Origin of the sequence: Paraburkholderia phenazinium, from assembly GCF_900100735.1 — a bacterium.
In the GTDB taxonomy this organism is placed as follows: Bacteria; Pseudomonadota; Gammaproteobacteria; order Burkholderiales; family Burkholderiaceae; genus Paraburkholderia; species Paraburkholderia phenazinia.
This window is the reverse complement of record NZ_FNCJ01000017.1, coordinates 153,868-173,093: the sequence shown is the minus strand read 5'-3', so window position 1 is coordinate 173,093 and position 19,226 is coordinate 153,868. Positions and strand designations below refer to the sequence as shown.

At 56.2% G+C, this 19,226-nt stretch carries 19 protein-coding genes; 9 read left to right on the top strand and 10 right to left on the bottom strand.

Features of this window, described 5'->3' with window-relative positions; genetic code table 11:
• The 3 genes from BLQ92_RS30020 to BLQ92_RS30010 form a co-directional block, all read left to right on the top strand.
• On the top strand, positions 1-445 hold a 445-nt coding region (locus tag BLQ92_RS30020), incomplete at its 5' end, for a nucleoside 2-deoxyribosyltransferase (protein ID WP_176860790.1).
• Positions 442-1,062: a 7-cyano-7-deazaguanine synthase gene (locus BLQ92_RS30015; RefSeq protein ID WP_090690617.1), complete on the top strand. Its 621-nt coding sequence runs from the start codon at positions 442-444 to the stop codon at positions 1,060-1,062. The genes BLQ92_RS30020 and BLQ92_RS30015, both read left to right, overlap by 4 nt.
• Positions 1,059-1,724 (top strand): HhH-GDP family DNA glycosylase, encoded by a 666-nt coding sequence (locus BLQ92_RS30010; RefSeq protein ID WP_090690614.1) that lies wholly within the window; start codon positions 1,059-1,061, stop codon positions 1,722-1,724. Before BLQ92_RS30015 ends, BLQ92_RS30010 begins: the two co-directional genes overlap by 4 nt.
• Positions 1,725-1,780: 56 nt before the next feature.
• Here the strand turns inward: BLQ92_RS30010 and BLQ92_RS30005 are convergent, their stop codons facing one another.
• From BLQ92_RS30005 to BLQ92_RS29980, 6 genes are all read right to left on the bottom strand, one after another.
• Positions 1,781-3,607, bottom strand: coding sequence for a hypothetical protein (locus BLQ92_RS30005; RefSeq protein WP_090690611.1), 1,827 nt, complete (start codon positions 3,605-3,607; stop codon positions 1,781-1,783).
• 201 nt (positions 3,608-3,808) lie between these two features.
• Positions 3,809-4,378 (bottom strand): 3'-5' exonuclease, encoded by a 570-nt coding sequence (locus BLQ92_RS30000; protein WP_090690609.1) that lies wholly within the window; start codon positions 4,376-4,378, stop codon positions 3,809-3,811.
• A gap of 51 nt (positions 4,379-4,429) precedes the next feature.
• The gene (locus BLQ92_RS29995) at positions 4,430-5,320 is read right to left on the bottom strand and encodes an AAA family ATPase (RefSeq protein WP_090690605.1); all 891 of its coding nucleotides are present in this window, start codon (positions 5,318-5,320) and stop codon (positions 4,430-4,432) included.
• Positions 5,320-5,817 (bottom strand): HORMA-1 domain-containing protein, encoded by a 498-nt coding sequence (locus BLQ92_RS29990; RefSeq protein WP_090690602.1) that lies wholly within the window; start codon positions 5,815-5,817, stop codon positions 5,320-5,322. The genes BLQ92_RS29995 and BLQ92_RS29990 overlap by 1 nt, the downstream gene beginning before the upstream one ends.
• Positions 5,814-6,821 (bottom strand): CBASS oligonucleotide cyclase, encoded by a 1,008-nt coding sequence (locus BLQ92_RS29985; protein ID WP_244896685.1) that lies wholly within the window; start codon positions 6,819-6,821, stop codon positions 5,814-5,816. Before BLQ92_RS29985 ends, BLQ92_RS29990 begins: the two co-directional genes overlap by 4 nt.
• Positions 6,818-8,353 carry a 5'-methylthioadenosine/S-adenosylhomocysteine nucleosidase family protein gene (locus tag BLQ92_RS29980; RefSeq protein WP_090690596.1) on the bottom strand — a complete coding sequence of 512 codons (1,536 nt, stop codon included), beginning with the start codon at positions 8,351-8,353 and terminating at the stop codon, positions 6,818-6,820. The genes BLQ92_RS29985 and BLQ92_RS29980 overlap by 4 nt, the downstream gene beginning before the upstream one ends.
• Positions 8,354-8,689: 336 nt before the next feature.
• Here BLQ92_RS29980 and BLQ92_RS41480 point away from each other — a divergent pair, with 336 nt between their 5' ends.
• Together BLQ92_RS41480 and BLQ92_RS29970 are read left to right on the top strand one after the other, a co-directional pair.
• The gene (locus BLQ92_RS41480; RefSeq protein ID WP_218133056.1) at positions 8,690-8,884 is read left to right on the top strand and encodes an SDR family NAD(P)-dependent oxidoreductase; all 195 of its coding nucleotides are present in this window, start codon (positions 8,690-8,692) and stop codon (positions 8,882-8,884) included.
• 221 nt (positions 8,885-9,105) lie between these two features.
• A complete protein-coding gene (locus BLQ92_RS29970) occupies positions 9,106-9,900 on the top strand; it encodes a hypothetical protein (protein WP_090690593.1) in 795 nt (264 codons plus the stop codon).
• Between the two features lie 277 nt (positions 9,901-10,177).
• Here the strand turns inward: BLQ92_RS29970 and BLQ92_RS29965 are convergent, their stop codons facing one another.
• The 3 genes from BLQ92_RS29965 to BLQ92_RS29955 form a co-directional block, all read right to left on the bottom strand.
• The gene (locus BLQ92_RS29965) at positions 10,178-10,873 is read right to left on the bottom strand and encodes an H-NS family nucleoid-associated regulatory protein (RefSeq protein WP_090690590.1); all 696 of its coding nucleotides are present in this window, start codon (positions 10,871-10,873) and stop codon (positions 10,178-10,180) included.
• A 291-nt stretch (positions 10,874-11,164) separates the two neighbouring features.
• Positions 11,165-12,706, bottom strand: coding sequence for an IS630 family transposase (locus tag BLQ92_RS39630; RefSeq protein ID WP_218133053.1), 1,542 nt, complete (start codon positions 12,704-12,706; stop codon positions 11,165-11,167).
• A gap of 89 nt (positions 12,707-12,795) precedes the next feature.
• The gene (locus BLQ92_RS29955) at positions 12,796-14,598 is read right to left on the bottom strand and encodes an SWIM zinc finger family protein (RefSeq protein ID WP_244896683.1); all 1,803 of its coding nucleotides are present in this window, start codon (positions 14,596-14,598) and stop codon (positions 12,796-12,798) included.
• A 528-nt stretch (positions 14,599-15,126) separates the two neighbouring features.
• Between BLQ92_RS29955 and BLQ92_RS29950 the strand changes: the two genes are divergently transcribed.
• Both BLQ92_RS29950 and BLQ92_RS29945 read left to right on the top strand, forming a co-directional pair.
• Positions 15,127-16,137: a KAP family P-loop NTPase fold protein gene (locus tag BLQ92_RS29950; protein ID WP_090690584.1), complete on the top strand. Its 1,011-nt coding sequence runs from the start codon at positions 15,127-15,129 to the stop codon at positions 16,135-16,137.
• A complete protein-coding gene (locus tag BLQ92_RS29945; RefSeq protein WP_090690580.1) occupies positions 16,118-17,314 on the top strand; it encodes a hypothetical protein in 1,197 nt (398 codons plus the stop codon). The genes BLQ92_RS29950 and BLQ92_RS29945 overlap by 20 nt, the downstream gene beginning before the upstream one ends.
• Positions 17,315-17,369: 55 nt before the next feature.
• On the opposite strand, the gene BLQ92_RS29940 is transcribed toward BLQ92_RS29945, so the two are convergent.
• The gene (locus tag BLQ92_RS29940; protein ID WP_090690645.1) at positions 17,370-17,606 is read right to left on the bottom strand and encodes a DUF1289 domain-containing protein; all 237 of its coding nucleotides are present in this window, start codon (positions 17,604-17,606) and stop codon (positions 17,370-17,372) included.
• Positions 17,607-17,913: 307 nt separating this feature from the next.
• Between BLQ92_RS29940 and BLQ92_RS29935 the strand changes: the two genes are divergently transcribed.
• Both BLQ92_RS29935 and BLQ92_RS29930 read left to right on the top strand, forming a co-directional pair.
• Positions 17,914-18,468 (top strand): fasciclin domain-containing protein, encoded by a 555-nt coding sequence (locus BLQ92_RS29935; protein ID WP_090690575.1) that lies wholly within the window; start codon positions 17,914-17,916, stop codon positions 18,466-18,468.
• 378 nt (positions 18,469-18,846) lie between these two features.
• A complete protein-coding gene (locus tag BLQ92_RS29930) occupies positions 18,847-19,029 on the top strand; it encodes a hypothetical protein (RefSeq protein WP_143016692.1) in 183 nt (60 codons plus the stop codon).
• Positions 19,030-19,226 lie beyond the last annotated feature (197 nt).

The following is a 19,226-nucleotide window of genomic DNA, read 5'->3' as shown; positions in this document are numbered from 1 at the left end:
GACGGCACTTTCATGGCACGACAGGCCAAGCTATTCCATATATCTTGCTGGTCCAGATTTATCGTACGTCGAGAAGCAGGAACTCGACCGTGCTGCGGATAGCCTCTCGTATCACAACTTCAGGGTGCGTCGTCCCATCCAGGAAAACGGAGAGTTGAAGCGGCCGGCGAGCGAAGGCGAACTGCGACGCGCATATCACATGGACTGTCTGTTGCTCAAAGAATGCGCGGCAGTTTTCGCGGTCCCACTCGGCCGTGACCCTGGTACGCTCGTCGAAATCGGAATGGCAATCGAAATGGGCAAGCCGGTCATTACCTACGACCCGCGGCTGGAAAATGAGAACACGATGGTGGTCGTCGGAAGTTCGGTATACTCCGCCGACCTCGACGTATGCCTCAACGGCACCTTTGAACTGCTTGCCAAATTGAGGGCCGAATTGCGATGAAACAAGCCCTTCTTCTGGCCTCCGGCGGCCTGGACTCAACGACTGTTGGATACCAGCTCGTGGCAACGGGCGTTGAGGTTGTGCCAATCTTTTTTGACTACGGGCAACATTGCGTAGAAATGGAGTGGAGTCGCGTCAACGAAGTCTTGCCCGCCGATGTGCAGCGGCCTGAGCGCTTCAACATGTCGGATATTTTCAGAGGGTCGCAGTCGCGGCTGATTCGCGAAGCTGACCTCTGGACCGAGGAGGTCAAGGACGACGACCTGTACATTCCGTACCGAACGATGTTGTTCTTTGCTGCGGCTGCTGCGCGCGCACAGACTGTCGGTATCCTGGATGTCTATACTGGCTTCATCAACAGCAACCACGCCAAAGAAATTGACTGCTCTGCCGCGTTTATGAACAGCCTCGACGGACTTACATCGAGCATTGGTCCCGTTCGCTTTCACTCGCCATTCCGCTACTCGTCTAAGGCGGACGTGGCTCGGGCGGCCGCAGAACTTGGCGTGCCTATCGGGCGAACCTACTCGTGCCAAGCGTCGGCACAGTTTCCATGCGGCGCCTGTCCGAATTGCGTCGAGCGCCTGAACGCATTGAAAGAGGCGAAACTGGTATGAGCAGGATTGGTGCCAAAGGGTCCGCCATCGAGGTGCTGCTCGCAGCGCGTCGCATTGCCGACCATGCTAAGGATGAAGGTGCGCTCTTCGATGAGAAGCACCCGCGTGCTACGTGCGAACACCTGGGAGCCGTTCTCGCCGATTCGGTGCTTCAGGCTGGACTTAAATACACCACGGTTGTGCGGCCGCGGGTCCTAGCTATCCTGCGGACGCATCCGACTTGCCGTACGATTTCATCATTGGTTTCGCTGATTCAGGATGGCGAGACCGGTGCATTCTTGAACTGGCGCCACCCTGAGAAGGTCAGTAGATTCGAAGCGCTGGTCATTTTCCTGAAGGATTGGGGAATCGAGGAAGTGAAGGACTTGCGCACCGGTCTGATATCCGACGAGTTCTGCGAGGCGATTCAGACTGTCAATGGTATCGGTCCGAAGACCGTGGATTACATGGCGTGCCTCGTTGGCATCGACTCCATCGCAGTCGACCGTCATGTGCGGACGTTCGCAAAGACGGCTGGGGTCGAGCACGATGACTATCAATTCCTGCGCAAGTCGTTCTGCTGCGCAGCGGACCTTCTTTCGCTTCCGCGACGAGAGTTTGATGCTTGGCTCTGGCGTCGCGCTGCAGCACCCGGTCCGGGGCAGTTGACTCTCGGAGTCTGAGACGCATCGCGAACCGGTCCACAGGCGGCGTTTTTATGTTCGTTTTCTGGCGTGCATCAGCCCCTTTTTCGAGTTTGCGGCACTGCACGACGATGCAGCGGTGCGCGAGGCTTCGCGGATGGACGCAGACGTGCGTTCAACTTGCTTAGCGTCTTTCCCGTCGCCATATTTTTTGACTCTGCGCTGGCTACGCCCTCTGGCAATAACACTTCCCACCACCCAATCGGCGGTAGTTCTTCGCCGAATCGAGATTCGAATTCCCATAGTCTAGCCATTCCCGGAAATTCTTCGACTGCGCGGGCGATAAGCCGGCGTGCCTCCCTATCTTGCTCAGCCAATCTGAACTTCTCTGCAATGGCAAGGAGTCCAGCTGCACCCAGAAGGCTACCGACGTTCAGCCGCTTGTCTCTGTATCGGAATTTGAAATACTTGTCGAGGAGGTCTTCACATGTTTTCGCTGGCCACGGTGGCAGTCGACCTTCGTACACGTACAGGAAAAAGGCCTCCGCAGACTCTCCCTCCAAGTCGCCCAGAAATGTACCGAGCCTGCTGATTGCTTTTTTTCTTTCGTCAGCAGGAAGCCAATGGGAGAACCAGTAGTGCAACGTGACCAACGGGAGACGCTGCTCGGGCTTCGCAAGGGCGGGTAAGAGGTTGTCGATTTTCTCGGTGACTTTTCGGATGTCCGTGACGGGCGCGCTGGGGTTCAACTGCTGCTGCTCCACTTCATGGAGAAACCCGTTGAGATATACATAGGCCGAATCAGCAGTGAGGTTTGCCGCATTGTGAATCCACATACTCGGCGCTAAGGGCATCGTTAGTAGATTGGGAAAATCCTTCTGATAGTCGAACTCTTCGCGTTTGCTTCTCGGCGCGCGGCGGACGAACTCATGAATCACGGAGCGCGCGACCCGCGCCAAACCCTCAAACGTCAGATGCGGACTGCCGTCGACGTGCATGACTTCTGCGAGCGAGTGGGGAGATGCGAGCAATCTAGGTATGGCTTTCAGGGTATGAATGTAGCCGGAGCGGATGTCGTACGCGTTCTTCAGCGCGATTGTCAGGTCGCTCTTTCCCGGTGGGAGCATTGATTTCGCTGCGCCATTACGAAAAAACTGGTTGTTCACGTGGTCCAAAGAGAATTCTCGAAACCTTCGTCCGAGCGCCACGTGTTCGCCGCTGAGAATCGCAGCTCGTACAGCGTTCGCCACATCGGATTCCGCGTCTTCCAGCGCTTTGTCGATTGGCTTGCGCTTTCGCTGGTCAAGGTCTCCCCACACGGGTGCGGTACCGTGGAACTTCTGCACAAGCGACTCTATCGCAGCGACGAAGAGCGTGTAGGCGAGGTCCAAATCGTCGGATAGCCGGTGAAGAGCAGTGACGTATCGTCGAATTGCGCTCATTGCTGCGGAGAACGATTTGCGCTCTAGGCTAAGTAGGTCCGTGAAGAGGTTTGCCACACGAGCTTCTGCTTCCCGGTCGTAGGGGGCGTCCATGTCGAACGTCTTCGAAACATAATTTCGAGGAAGCCTAGGGATGCCGAGCGGAGGGCGCTCCGAGGTTAGCAGTCGCACTGCCAAGTCGTGGTCTGGTGTGAACAGCCGTTCGAGGGCGAAGGAGGCGACCGCCGCGAAGTCGTTGATGAAGGTATCTGGGCCTACCGACGTAATCATGCCGCCCATCCAAACATTGGGCTGGCGTTCGATGACCTCGCAAACCAAAGTCTGGACGTCCCTCCACCGCGCTGCGGCGGACAATGTGCCCGCTTGCGTGGCTATGCACCCATCAGGGCGAATCTGGAAGTTCGAATACAACACTCCGCGGTGAATTGTCTCCCGCATGTCTTCGGTGTTGAAAAATTTCCCCGTGCTGACTTGGAGCATTGTGCTGTTCCTTATCTTCGTTGCACTTCCGATAGCGGTCTTTTAACCGCTTCATTCCTGTTCGATATCGGGCGCGCTCTTGCGCCGTGCAGAGACGATGCATAAAGTCTGAGTGCCATCCGATTTTTTCCGGACACGCCTTTGGCCGACTCTCAACTCGCGCTTGCGGTAGTAGTCGGGTGTGCGCCTCGAAGGATATGCTCAGTTCCGCTGTCGGCAAGCCTTCGTAATTTGGAGCTCACGTATTAAGCGAAAGAGTTCAGCCTGATACGCTGCATCGTGCAATGCGTTATGGTCGCCCTTTAAACTAGGGCTGACAACCTTTGTTATTGCGCTTGACCGGGTGTCATCCCAGGAACAACCCGTCACGCCCATGAAGTACGCCTTGATGTCGAGCGCAGTAAAACCGAAGGGATTCTGACCGACGAAACGGTGGAAGTAGTAGTTGATGAATGACCAGTCAAAGGGGGCGTTTAAACCAACAAACACAGGGGTTCCGCCATCCGAGCATGTCTCCTTAATCCACGATGCGAACTCGTGCATCGCCTGCTCGGGCGACCGCCCCGTTGCATCTAGGTCATCCAGAGAAAGGCCGGTCACTTTTAATGCGTCGGGCACGAAATTCCGATTCAGTGGCTTCAGCATGCACTCGAAACTGTAGTCTGGCGAATCAACGTGAGATGCACCGATGGAGAGCATGCTGTATTCCCCGGGTATCGGCCCCGCCGTCTCAACGTCGACAGAAATAAAGACCTCTTTATGCTCTGCCATTTGGAAATCCTCCGTTGCCTGCGCAACACCGCCATGTCATACAGTACGCCCTTATGCTAGGACAGGCGAGGGCTTCATTGTCGACAGCACGCTGCTAATGTGCTCGTACTTCAGTTTGTGGTCGGGAAAGGCCAACGCCAATGCCGCCGGATATAGGCGTGTGCGAATATCAGAGTACGTCCATCCAGGCGCATTTTTCTGCGGCGCCGTAGCCGACACCAGTGTCGCAATTTCCGACGACTTCAGACCAAGCGCGTCAAGGTCACCCTCGAAAAGCGCTTTTCGCTGAGCATCATCCGGTCGCGAGAATTCCTCTACAAGCGCCGCGCGGCGAAGGATGGCCGGGTCGAGCGCATCAATGCGGTTCGTGCAAAAAAAGACTACCACTCGGCCGCCATACTTGCGCAACTCATCGATTGACTGGATTAGCGTATTCACAGCCACTTTGTCTTCATGGTGACTATGCTGCTGCGAGCGAGATGCGCCAAGGGAGTCGGCTTCGTCAACAATCAGAACAGCTCGTCGGGTTTTGCCACAGGACTTCCCAATTTCTGCGAATGCGTCAGAAATGAGGCCCCCCATTTCCCCAACCGCACCGGTTCCGCGCACACGGCTGCTGAGCTTGAAAAGCTCCGAGTCTTCCACTTTGGACTCAGCTACAAGGCGGTTGCTGATTGCTTCCGCCATCGCCGTCTTTCCCGTGCCCACGTCTCCATGAAATATCACGAGCGGATACTGGTCCTTGACCAGGTCCACCAGAGGAATCTTGGTTCCGTAGTGCTTCTTGCTCCATGCTTCAAGTTCGTTAGCGCTCAGAAGCAGCCTTAGTTGATTCCGAACCTTGGTGTATCTTTCCTCGAAGCCTAGCAATGTTTTTGCTCGTGCGGTGATGCTGGAGTCAGGAAGGGCGACCCTGACGTCGAATACGGATGCCTCTGCCATTATTGATAATCCTCTCGCGTCAATCCATACCCGTTGCTGGAATACCCGCGTCCACCTCCTGCGGTCAGCGTCGAATGGTTGATGTCAGCCGAAGAGTCACTCCAGGTCAGTTCTAGTTTCGACTCGAACACCGACCTATCGGCATTGAAATATTCGGATGTCGGCTGAATGAATACGCGCACATGTGCGTTCTCGATTTTCGGCCAGAGGACACCGCCAGGCTTGTCCGCTGCAAGGTCGCCCGAACTCGTCACGACGTTATAACGAACCGCCTTGATTTCGGTTGACCCATCGAACAATGTGACATCAACCCACTTCAAGAATCCTCTTTGTGCCCAAACTTCGATATCGTGACCGTAGGCTTTGGCATGTTCTCGGGTGATTGCTTTTGTGCTATCCGCAATCATCATGATATCCGTCGTGAACCGTCGAATTACAGTCTCGATATCGACAGTTGTATATGTGTGTGTCGTAGTTTTTGTCGATGTGCTGCTCATTGTTCTTTATCCTTCACTCGGAAGCGAGGGCCGAATATTTCTTTCCACTGGTCGACGTCATCTTCCATTGAAGCCGTATAGGCCGTTTCCCAGGAATTTTGAGCGATGTTTGCTATCTCGAGTCGCTCGGTGTCCGTTATCCGGGCGGTAGTATTGTTACCGTTGCTCACGGGGTCAACCACAACGACAGGGTCGTTGAACGCGACCTGAGGGTAGCCTCGATTCTCTTGGAAATCGATTCGAGGCTTGAGCTTGTCTTGGGCAAGAAACAGCAAAAAATCCAAGAAGCGCTGTTCAATACTGCCGACGTTTCCGTTCACCTCGAGCAGGTGCGCGATAACTAACTCGATGTGAAATGACTTCAGGCCAGGTACTTCGGTGTGTCGACGCCAGCGTTTCCCGAGCCGTACCAACGTACGAAAGTTGCCATCTGCGTTCTTTCTGTCCCGCACAAACTTTATCTGTCCGGGGGCAGACGTGAGATTCCTGCTCCCGTCTGCAAGGTCATACTGCCATCCATAGTCCGGATTCGACGGCATCTGGATGACCGGCACGATATCGACGGCCAGACCGGACCCGATGAACTCCACGGTTGCGGCTCGACGTTGAATCTGAAAATCCGATACGCTTTTGTTCGGATACTGTTTAATAAGAAGGTCGTAGATGGTGTCGCCGAGACTCTTAAGAGTCTCCGTGCCGATATCTTTTCCGTCAATGTAGAAGACAACATCGACATCGACGGGGTCGTCGTTCGTTTTTCTTAGAATAGTGTGTTTCGCAAACGAGCCCGCCTTTACCACTCGGGTTACCTTAATTTCCGCCTTGTCTTTCAGAGACTGGCTCAGTTCACCGACGAGTCTGTCAACCTGTTCGTGGTACTCCTTCCGCTTGTCCGCCGGAAGCCGGAGTACCTCATGGTCGTAGTACAGCAGTTCTTTATTGGCTAGCGGCATCTGAAGTTTTTCGCTGTTGGTTGTGACCCGCGCGCGCGCCTGGCGACTCAAGCACCTAGACCGCTCTTGATGAGGTCGATTGCTACGAGCGCAGCTGCGTTTGATGCCAGTGCGTGAAAACGGCCGTCCTTCGTGGAATCTCCGAAGTCGCTGATACCACGAATTACGAGCGCCGGTACGCTGTTATGGTGACACGCGGCATGAACACCGACCGCCTCCATTTCGACAACTTCGATTTTCCCGTGTAGCTCTCTTAGCTGAGCGAACCGCGCAGTGTCTCTGAGCAGCTGTTCACCGCTCGCGATGGTGGATAGTTCGGGCAGACTCGTGTCAGTGACAGGTCCAGCTTCTACGTCTTCTGGCATGGTGAGCTCATGAAGTTTCCATGCGTTGTCAAGTCGCTCTTTCACTTGCATCGGCGCCGAAAGGTAGGCGGTGATGTCTTGGCGGACTCTAGGATTCAACGGATACTGTTCCGGTCGAGCCTCCTCCTTACCGCCTTGTACTACCGCCATTCCTTCATAGCCGACTACGCGTTCTGCGATGACCACCTGGCCGAGTTTGCATTTGTCCCGCATGCCGGCGGCAATTCCAACCATCAGCACCAGCGTAGGTCCGAGTTCGGAAATCAGGGTGGATGTCATTGAAGCAGCATTGACATTACCTGCATTGCCGAAGCTCGCGACGTCACACGTCACTATTGTTCCGTCTGCGCGCCGCTGCTGACTGCGCCAATAGTTGATGCCGCTTTCGGTACGACGCGGAGATGCCTCCGGCGCGATGCTGAAAGCCGTCTTTGCGGCCGTGAGTTCGACTGCCAATGCGGTCAGCACCAAAACATCGGTTCGTGCCGCGTCCTGCTTCGCCACAAGTTCAGCCCCAATCAAAGCCACCGAAGCGGCCGCGATGTCTTTAGCCGATTGCACCGGCTCCTGAAGTGACAGTGCCAGCACCCTTTTTACAGCTGCCGGGCCGGTGAACATCATCAGCGATGTCGGGTCATTCATGAACTGACGGTGCAACCCAATGGCACCCTCGCCATCGTTGCTATAACCGCCTACCTCGATGTCAGACGCCAATGTTGGGATGTTGAGTTTTGCGAGCTTACGCGCCCGGTCCAAAACCCCCTTACCACCGCCGACAGCAAACATGGCATCGGCGACGTCGACTTGCGCGTCGCCAATATTGCCGCCGGTAACCGTCGCGTCGTGAAGAGGGACGATGTCACAAACGTTGCGCATCGTAAGTTGGGCGATTAATTTGCGATGCTCTTCTGTCATCTTTTCGCGCCGATTGCGCTCCGACGTCACGACAATCAGGCGGGGCGCAATTTGCTCACCCGGACATAGCGCGTCCACCTCTCGCGCAATCAGCCAGTCGAACGTAAGTCCATCGCCATTGCTGTCCACTGGCTCGCCTCCGAGATAGACGACCAGCCTGCCGCCATGATGAATCACCTCTGCGGCCAAGGCTTTGACGAAGTCGCGAGCCCGCCTCGCGAGAGCGCCATCGGTTGATTCCAAGATACTGCCAGCAATCAAGATATTTTTACCGACGAGGCTCGGTGCATTTGGTGATGTCATAGAAATGATTACTAGAAACCGGTATATTTGTAAGACATATGCTAGCAGGTTCGGAATATTCGAGCGATATCTGCATACGTCAACTTCGTGTAATGTATAAATTACCGAATAACTGTTTGAATCGCCTACCACCGGGGGGCCACTCCTCCCAGCCGTTCAAATGCGGGTGCGGATGAGGCCGGGGCGATAGTGTGAATATGCGGTATGCATATTTAGTCATTTGTTGGGACTCAGCGTCGTGAACGCACTCGGACCATCGTTTTGTGGAAACTCGTAATGCCTACTGCTTTGGTAGCGGGTGCAAACAAAGGCATCGGATAGAGCACAGCCAGCGGGCTGGCCCAGCTAGGGTTCAGGGTTTGGCTGGGAGCGAGAAACGAAATTCGAGGGGAGGCGGCTGCCTCTCAATTACGTACGTTAGGCCTCGATGTTCGACTTGTCGAACTCGACGTGGCAGACGGAGAACCGGTCGACCGTGCGGTAGACATTGTCGAGCAGACTACGCCGACGCTTGATGCACTGGTCGACTAACAACACCAATGCCAACCGAGCACGAAAAAGGGCCATTCGCTCTTTCAATGGCTGTTCGGAAAAACCCGAACTCTGCATTCACTGCACGATAATTCCTGACCGGCTGCACGAACCCAAGCCGCGGCCCTGCGTCATTGGGATGGGCGGCAGGCCAGCAGAGCGCCGCACGCCTGAAAATCGCTTACGCTTCCTTTCCTTTGAAAACAACACGGGGTTCAGCAATGAGTACAGCCACAGGCAGAAAAAAATCTAGCGCCTCCCTGAGCGACCTGGGGCAAATCGATGCTGCGGCAAGCCATACCGCGTTTCAGTATCCGACTTTTGGAGCAATTATCAGCGGACTCGCATTGACCGGCGCAATCTTCGTCTGGTTACTCCTCAACGCGGGCCATGCCTACAGAATTGGGTACCTAGTTAAGTTCGGCTTCCAGCCGGATGCACTACCCTGGAGCACGGACCAGCTTGTATATCTTGGATACTTCGCGCAGGAAGATTACCTGCTCCCACTCCTCGGGATTTTCGTATGTTTCGCTTCGGTGTTTGCAGCTATTTTCCTATTTGGAAACATCGCCAGACACCGTGCGAAAGGGAAGTCTGGAAATTTGTCATCAAGAAACAAAGCACCGTCGGTCAGCCTCGTGACGTTTGAAGTTTGGGCTTTCTGGGTCGCGGCCATCGTTCTCTTCGCGCTAATGATATTTAGCGTGGTACCGATGGTATTGCTGGAGCCAGTTCGAAGCAGGGGCGCGGCAGACGCCTTAAGGGAGATGAGCGCCATCCGGCACTGGGACATAAAGACGATGCAGGACCATCAGGTGCAATTCGTCGAATTTACCCTTAACAAAGGAGGCACTATCGCCGGCGTGCCTGTTTCGTGCAACGACAAGTTATGCGCCATATATACCCCAAGTGGCCCTATACATGCTCACACCGTACCCCTTGCGAACGTGGAGACTTGGTCAACAATCGACCTAAATGAGGTTCCAGCAGCTCTAAGGGCAATGACGGTACCGTAACTGAGGAGCGCTTGTTATTTAGCGCAGCCGCTCAAAGTCCCTCGCTGTTAGTCGCCAATCCAGGTGTGCGGTTCTTGGTTCGTCGGACGAGAACTTTAAAAATCGAAGAGCTTTGCGATACCGATTGAATACCAGTATTCGAAACGGACGTTCTCAATCTCGAAGACGAGCACTCGCCGCGCGCGTGGGTGCTCCGGTGTAATGCCCGCCGGCAGAGCCGGAACAGGGAGTTCACCGAGAACCGACACGCGGCAAGAACCGAGCGCTGCGTGCTCGGTTATACGGGTGTTTGAGAAGATTCCGCTTCTGGTGCCTCCGCGACACTCGGCTTCGTAACAACCTTTTTTGCGACAATCGATTTTTTGGCCGCAGACTTTTTCGCTACCGCCGTCTTTGTCGCGAGCTTCTTCGCGACAGTTTTCGGCTTAATCGCAACACCAGATTCCGCAACCTCGCTGACGCCAGCAATCAGAAACCGTGTCCGGTCCTTGGCACCAGCCAGCCACTCCGGCGCTCGGCCACGGCCGCTCCAGGTCGCACCGGACTTCGGGTCGCGGTATTTGACCGGGTGTGGTCCCCGCACGTAATTGCCCGCAACCTTCGCCTTCGTCGCGGCAGCAGGCGCGGCAGCAGGCGCGGCGCTCGTAGCGCTGCTGTCGAGTAAAAACTTGCTGCGGTCTTTCACGTTCGCAATCCACCCCGGCGCACGTCCGTGGCCGGACCAGGTTGCACCGCTTTTCGGGTCTCGATATTTCGCCACTGACTTCGCTGTCTTCACTGCGGCCTTGGAACCAGCCTTTGGTCCGCGCTTCTTGCGTCCAACATGCGCGTCGATGTCTGCCGTCGTTAAGCCGTGTTTTTCCATCAAGCCGCGAATTTTTTCGAGCACGACTGACGATTGCTTTGCAACGATAGCCTCGGCTTGTGCTTGCAGCCTCTTGAGTCTTGCCTGGATTTGTTCGAGTGTTGCCACTGCGCTTGCTCCTGCTGTTTTCAATGACGGCACTATGCCATGAGCCGGTCGAACGAGAAAGAGCTGTGTGTCGTCTGTTCCTTCTGTTGATTTCTGAGAAGCAGCCGTCTTCGATGTCATCGGCTAGGTGTTCGACGTCCAGAAAGTCGGCGCGACACGTTTCCATAAATCGCACGACGCAACGGTCGTCAGCCCGCTAGGTTTTCGCCCAATCTCGCAACGCACCGAAGCATCCAGGACCTTTGCAACGGTCGCTTGCTGACGAATAACGCCGCCCCGCAAGGCTGGAGACTATCGGTATGTCGGGTCCTTGCAGTTATTCGCACCGGAGAACTCGCAGGCGGTTCGCTCCAAACCCCATATCGCTTTTCCGGCCCGCTTCGGATGCGTCTCGAAGTGCAGATTACGCTCAAGAAAGTACCGGTCAATTGCGCCCTTCACGGCATCGACCGACTCATAGTCGCTGTTATGTATGATGGCTCTTGCCATGCCACTGAAAACGGATTCGATAACATTCAGAAACTGCGCGCTCGCGGGCAACGGCGCCAACTCCAGCAACGGGCGATGGTTTGCCTCTGCGGTAGCATTGTGTTCATTGATGAAGGCCGTCAACTTTTTCGACAGATGCCATGATGCTGCGTCCCAGGAAAGATAAAGCGTTCTAGCATCGGCATATCGCTCAAGCAGCCTGTTCGCCATGCGAATCATCTCGTCAGTGTTCTTGGCCGTCGAGTAAAAGTGCGTCACCTGATTAGCCGAAAGTTCGAGCGCGGCCGTCAGAATCAGACATCCCTTTGACTTCTGCCATTGAGGCACGCTGGGCTGTACACCAGGCGCCGTCAGCAGCCGCCCCGGCTTCGCCTTTACCGCAAACGGGCCGAACTCATCGATTGAAAAGAAGTGTTCGTCGGGCTGCAGACGTCCCAGAACGTCCCTGATGCGCGCAAGCTTTTCCTCGTAGCGAGAATCCGTGCTGGTCAACACCACCTTCGCAGACTTCCAGGCGTAACCGGCGCTTCTGATGATTGACCGGATAGTGTCAGCACCCGCTTGATGACCTCTGGCCGCGAGAACGTGTTGCAGGTCCGCCATTTTCCACGTGGTCCGGTTGATACCCGACGCCGACGGTGGCTCATGCAGCAGCGTAAACACCGCACCTCGTAGGACCGCATTATCTGTCATCCGTGCAGGCTGCTTTCTGTTGAACAGCGCGTCTACGCCGCCGGCTTCAAAATCACGCAGGTAACTGCGCACTCCGTTCCGACTGGCGCCGAGGTGGCGAGCAATCTCCCGAGCCGAAATTCCGGATGCGTGAGCAAGTATCGACAGCGCCTTGTGACGCTGGTTGGCGGACTCCGGCAACAATCTGCGCATCAACCTCTCGCACTGCTCCGGGTCCAGACCGGCTGCCACAGGGACGCAACCTCGCTCGATGTCGTACATGAAACGCATCCATCGCAATCGGCTCTGTTCGGCATGGTCAACCGGCTTTGCCCCGAATCCCCATGTGCGAAGACGCTGTTCCGCGGCTTCGCAGGAGCCGGCGGAATGTAATGTCCGAAACAGTGATGACAGAAATCCGGCCGCCTCCCGTGAAGGAAGTGAGCGCAAAACGCCCGCCACGTCCTTCCATGGCCCCGAAGACCGTGACCGCGCGCCCGACTTCAGGCTGTTAGCTGCCGTTCGCCGATATCCCGGTGGCTGCTCGAACCTGAGCATCTTGCGTACGGTGTTGCGACTGATGCCTTCAGTTGCCGCGACCGAACGAGTCGACTCACCGCGTTTCATGACACGTGCGCGGACACGGTTCCAGTGTGTCATGTCGGTGTACATTCGTCGCACCTCCCGGTCGACCGCCGAGACCTTGCCTGCGTCGGTAACCTGCGTTGGAACGCGGTCGTCAACGTCAATCAATGATGCGTTTAGTGTAGTACCTCGAGTAGCTTGATGAAGTTGCGTTTGGCGCGGTACATCGCGCGAATCTCATTGAGCTCAGATGCGAACATTACCTGTTCCCCAAGCTTTGCTCGCAATCGGCCGATGGCCTGTACAACGCCGAATGCTTCCTGATACCGCGCGTTTCGTGTCCCGTTCTCCGCCGCAATGGGTAACAGCCGGTGATACAGCGCGATGGCGTCATGCGGATGCGTCTTCGCGCGAGCAACCGCCATTTGTGGCCAGATGTGCGTCGCGACCGGGCCGCTGCTGAAGGCATCCCATGCGGCATCACTGTCGGCCTCAGAGAGGAATATCCTGACCAGTTCGGTGCGGGTGAATGCCTGCCACATGGTCCGCTTCGATTGCGCGGTTGACTCCTCCCGCTTTACGGCTGCCCAGAGATGACTGAGCGCGCGCTCACGGATGGCATCATGTCTGGCCGTAGCGTCTGCGACCTTCATCAATTCTGCAAACCCTTCGGCGACAGGTCGCAAACCGAATCGCTGCCATGCGGCTGCATCGGCCTTCTCAAACTCTTCGCGGCGCAAGTATTCCTGAATGCAGAAATCGAGCAGTCGCTGGTCGATGGTCTTGCCCGATTCGGCAAGACCGCGTTCGGCCCATGCCAGAGCGTCGTCGTGACGTCCGTGTTCTGCACAAAGCTGCGCGACCAGCAAAAAGCGGTAGGGACTCGACAGGTCCTTCGAACGGATGCGAATCAGCGCGTCGATATCGCCGTCGCGTTCGGCCAGGGAGCTCATCGCTCTTTCGAGCCGCATCCGCAGCGGTTCGAAAGACCGGCGAGATTCATTGCTGGGCGCGAGCGACGGCAGGGCATCCCAGCCCTTCTCGACAAGTTCGCGGTATCGGCGCAGCCCGGCATCGCCCAGCGGTTCCGCGTACGCCGGCAGCACATCGTAGAACGTATCCCACGCACCTTCCGTCTGGAATCTGAACAGACGCCCGGCGAGCGCCACCGCATCAGGCCCGGTCCGGCGGCACGCTTCAAGGTGCACGGTCGCCAGTTCCATGATGGCCGGCATCACGTCGCCACCCGAATCGTCAATCTGTTCAAGACTTTTTTCAGCGCCGGCAATCGCCAGTTCCGCGAGTTCGACGACCTGCGCGGCATATGGCCCTTCAAGACGTTGACGCAGCATGTCGGCCAGCGACATGAGTCCGTCCCCATACGCACCGGCTTCGCGCCAGTCCAAAGCCCGGGAAACACGCGTTGCCTCGCGTACAGCTGTCTTCATGCCTGGCAGGTCACTGGCATTCGCCGTGCGCGCGGCGAAAAGCAGTTTGTCGCGCAGGGCTATGTCACGCTCGGCCGTTTCGAGCAGCAGTTCCCGCAGGGCGTCTTCTTTCAGTGTCGCGACGTACTCGCGTATCAATTCCTCGTAGGTCTTGCGTTTTTTTTGAGGCTTTGTTGGTTTGGCCTCGTCGGCATGGAACACTTCTTCCCCCGAATTCTCCATCCACGAGAGTGCGAGGGCGACGGCATGCTTGCAGAAGATGCCATCGCCACCTACCGGACAATCACATTCGTATGTCAGTTCCCCGTCGCCGCCTACGCCCAGTTCAACGGTGTACCGGTGAGTGCCACGCACGTTCGCAGTGAGTGCGCCATCGCGTTCCTCCAGCCGCGAAACGAGGCCGTCGTGGAAATAGGCCTTGCCTCTGGCAAAGGTCTTCGGGTCAGCAAGCGACTGGACCTCGACGAGGGTGATAACGTCATGAAAAGATGACTGGCGGGAGGAGGCGCACATCGGTTCGTTTCTCTGCATGGGGCAATGCGCAATTTTACGTCGCCGGGCTCCCGGAGTCCCCGTGCGACCGGCTTCTCCTCGCGGATGTCGAGCGGCAAACGGGGCGACTCAAGGTGGTAACCAGCCGTCAGCCAAAATATCCGCAATTTCCCAAGGACATTTCGGTGTAAACCAATCTCGTCCGGTTTCTGTTGTCGCCTGAGCGAGCGCGTCTCCCCATATCAACTGGAACGTTCGAAGCTCACCAATCGTCCGCTTCGACGGTCGCATCGGTGAGCATCATCTTGCTTTCCGGGTTCGCCACCTGCGTGAGCGGTCGCGAGCGTGCTTGAATTTACCCGCGTTCACCCGCTGATTAGTCGGTCACCGGAATATACGGCTAGCCCACCTTCACGAACTTCAGGAAAGTGGACGTCGATTCTTGGCTCATGCGTTCTGTCCGAGTTCAATCGACAACGGTCCAAACGGTCGGAGATACCTCTCGCGATGAAATGGCGATAGCATCATGCTTTCCTCACACCAAACTTCTCCTGAGAAGTTGCGCAAATGCCCGCCGCTCAATCTGCCGCTTTCCAGCATGACCAACCACAAGTTTCAAATGACCTCTACAGTCGGAAGCCTTTTGCTGAGCAACTCGCTAGCTTATTGGTATTACCGCCAAAGAGCCCTGGGGTTGTCATAGGTATTGAAGGGCCATGGGGTTCAGGCAAGACAACCGTGGTGCGTTATATCGTCGAGTCGCTCAAGACGGCGGCTGATGGGGCACCAATCGTTGTCGAGTTCAACCCATGGATGCTCGCAGGGGCAGACGCTCTGGTTGAAGCCCTCTTGACCGAACTCGCTTCCGGCATCGGAATGGACGCGGGCAAAAAGCGTGCGAAGAAATCGTTGGAGGCAGCGGGAAAGATACTGGGATACGCTGGATTACTACGCCACCTGAAATATCTCAAGTATGTGCCCGGTGTAAGTCTCGTGGGAGTCGCAGCAGGTACGGTTGGTAACGCGCTTCACGATGCCAGCAAACTGGCTACCAAGGCCGGCGAGGGGGTAGATAACGCCAAGAAGGTGGTCGAAGAAGCAGAAAAACTCGTCTCCATCAAAGCTGGGCTAAGTGAACGAAAAAGAGAGGTTATCAAAGCGCTCGCCAAGCTTGACCGCAGCATTGTCGTCATCGTAGACGACCTTGACCGCTTGACGCCTGATGAAATCAAGGCAGTGTTCCGCACAATCAAGGCAGTCGCGGACTTCCCACGCGTCGCTTATTTACTCGCGTACGACCGAAACGTAGTTAGCGAAAGTCTTGGCGGTGGCCCGGTCGCAGGGGGCAACGCCTACATCGAAAAAATCGTGCAGGTTGCGTACCCCATCTCACCTGCATTTCCGTGGCAGTTGCAGTCTCACATTTCCGGCGAGCTTGCCAGCCTGCTGAAGCGTATCCATCGCGAACTCGAGCCCTTCGAATCCGAGCTGCTGGGGCGGGCGGGCCACCACGCTGACGTGCAGCCTCTGTCGGTATCCGCGGGATATCGTGAGGCTCATGAATCGCCTCACGCTTAGCCTGACCAGCACAACCCACGAAGTCAACGCGTCAGACGTCATCGTGGCCGAAGCGCTCTTCCAACGATTTCCAGGAATCCGCGACGCGGTAGTCCAGAACCCCGAGCAGTTCACGGGGTTCTTCTGGTCAGTGGAGGAAGAGGCCAGCTCCACTGATTGGTCAATGTATTTTTCGAACACGAAAGAAGAGAGGCGAACAGCGTGGCAGGCGCACTTGCCGCCAGACAATGCTGACAAGGCGGTTGCGACGGCTGCGCTCAAGTTCCTCTTCCCAATTACGAACGGCACCGGTTCGAATTCGCCGCTACGTCGCCATCTCCGGATATCTGAACTGTCTCGGCTCATCCGATTCTTCACTTTGACCTCAGTGACCGGCGTCCAGGAAGTCGCAGATATCCACGAAATGCTAGCTGAGCCTAGTCAGCTTGGAGACATGCTAAACGACCTGGATTATGCAAGAGCGACTGAGATGGTCAATCACATGACTGCCTATATCGACACTGCGAAATCCGTCGACTGCACAGGAGTCGTCCGAGAGCTCATTCGGTCGTGCACAGAGGAAGGACTTCACACATCATCTACGCGCGAATTTAGTCGCGCCGTCGCCACCCTGGCCGCGAATTGCATCCAACGGGGCGGGGCTCAGATATTCTCTATCGCCGTCGAATTCGTCAACAGCGTTCCTCTTACGTACGGATTGGATTTTCTCGTGACTGCCGGCACACGCCACGGGGAGATTCGGCTTGTTGAAGGGTACAGGATTGAAAATTCCCCCATGCACATCGATGACGCACAAATCTTGTCAACTTGCGTTGCTTCTTGGCGCAAGCGGGCAGAAGAATCGATTATGTCTGGTAGCGTTATTGAAAGTGACAACCTATTCCCTATTCTCTATGGCCTGTCTCACGTCGGACGCGACTCCCGTGATATCGATGCAATCAATGCATTCCGAGCGTTTTGTCTCCAAGTGGCAAGCGGGCTAGAGCATTTTTTAGATAGGGCACGTCCGTATAGAGAACTTCAGCTTCAAACGTTCTTCCTCTATGTCTGGGACGCGGATGAGATGGCGACACTTGTCGAACAATCGCCCTTCGCCGCTGAATTCGCTTGGTATGCCGACCAACTTCGGACAGACCCAGTGGCGCGCAAATTTGTCCAAGACAGGTGCAACGCTTGATATCGCGGCCCCGTGTTATCCGCGAAATGGTGATGGCCGCCCCCGCGGCTTCGATTCAAACCGCCGCAAACGAGGGCTCCCCCGGCAACCCCAAGGGCTCCCCCGGCAACCCCAAGGGCTCATGCTGCACTTTGGCCTGTCGCCTCGTGCGCCTGTTAATCACCTGATGGCGCCGGTGGTCGGTCATCTTATTCCACCCGCGAATTTCATCCAGCGTTTGAAAACACCCGACGCACAGTTGGGTCTTGCCATTGAAAGCACACACATCAATGCACGGGGACTTGACTGCGATGACGCAGGTCACAGCCCGTGAAGGTTGCACTTCGACGGTGACATGCGACAGCCCCCTCCCGCCTCGAACACGACGGTTGCAGCAGGGGGGATGCTCAGCGTTATGTGCCGTAGCACTTCTGTGGGCGATGCTGGCATGTGGTGCATTTCGATTGTAGGAGAACACAATCCCGCAGCTCGTCGTTCAAAAGGACCGCATCAGGCTACATCGTCGCGATGCAGTCCGCTTTTGAATCCAGGCGCGAGTAATCCCCGTATATGAGCTCAAGACCGCGCAATCACGCGTGGTAACTCAGGGGGAATACATGATGAATTACAAGACCATGTTCGTAGCTGCCACGTTGTCTGCAGCTGTATCCGGCGCCTTCGCCGCCAGCGACACAGTCATGGTCGGTGGCCAGGCCATGTATCCGGGCAAGGACATCGTAGACAACGCGGCCAACTCGGCTGACCACACAACGCTCGTCGCTGCGGTCAAAGCTGCTGGTCTCGTCGATACGTTGAAGAGCCCCGGGCCATTCACCGTGTTCGCACCAACAAACGAAGCGTTTGCTGCATTGCCGGCTGGCACGGTCGACACGCTCGTCAAGCCTGAAAACAAGGCGATGCTGACCAGCATCCTCACGTACCACGTCATCCCGGGCCGCTACGACTTCCGCAAGCTCGACGAGGCTATCAAGGCTGGTGGTGGCAAGGCGGAACTGAAAACGGTCAATGGGGAGCCACTGACGTTCACTGAGAATGGTCCGCACAACATCGTAGTTATGGATGCCGGCGGCCATACCGCAGACATATCAACTTACGACGTGACGCAGAGCAACGGCGTCATCATGGTGGTCGATAAGGTTCTGATGCCGAAGTAAAAGGCAGGCACGCATCGTCACGGGTTTAAACTCAGCGCAGCCCTGTCATTTTAGGTATCGAGCCACGACCTACTCACACACCTCGCATCTTGACGTAGGACATGTTTTCCCTGGTCAGATGGCAGTGGCTGCTTGCGCTTCGCCGCTACGCAAGCAGTCAGTGTTTTCGGTATTTGAGACTTCGGCACGGCTACGCGCGCAGAGGCGTGTTTCACGATTCCATAGCTCTGAGCAAACACATCCGATATCAAGGCAAGGGGCATTGGTCACGGCGCTGGCTCTTTCCGGTCCGAAATGATGATGTATCGCGCAACACTGAGAGCAGAATGATGCCCCTATATCGTCCCGTGCGAGGTCGCATGCATGGCGTCGGATACCTTGTTCTTCAGAATTTCCTTCGGAGAAGCCGCGGCGTCTGACCTCGCTCAAATGGGTGTGACGGACATCGATAGCTGTGAATTGAGTTATGAAGTCGTCGAGGAGGCCGTGCGGCATCTGTGCCACGAGTGGGTGCCCGTCCAGAAAGAGGCCGAGTATCTGGTTGAAGATGCGGCCAGGTAGCCAAGGCTGGGCGTAACAGAGTCGCGCACACGCTTGAATTTGCGCACTTTCATCTGATTGCTTCTCAGCCGGTCACCGGAATACACGGCTCCATAACGCGGTCACGACGGCCACGAAAGCCATTCTGAGCGAGACTTCATGGTAGGTATCTTGCGAATTCATGGGCGGAGACTCCCGGGCGGGTAGGCCCCGAAGGC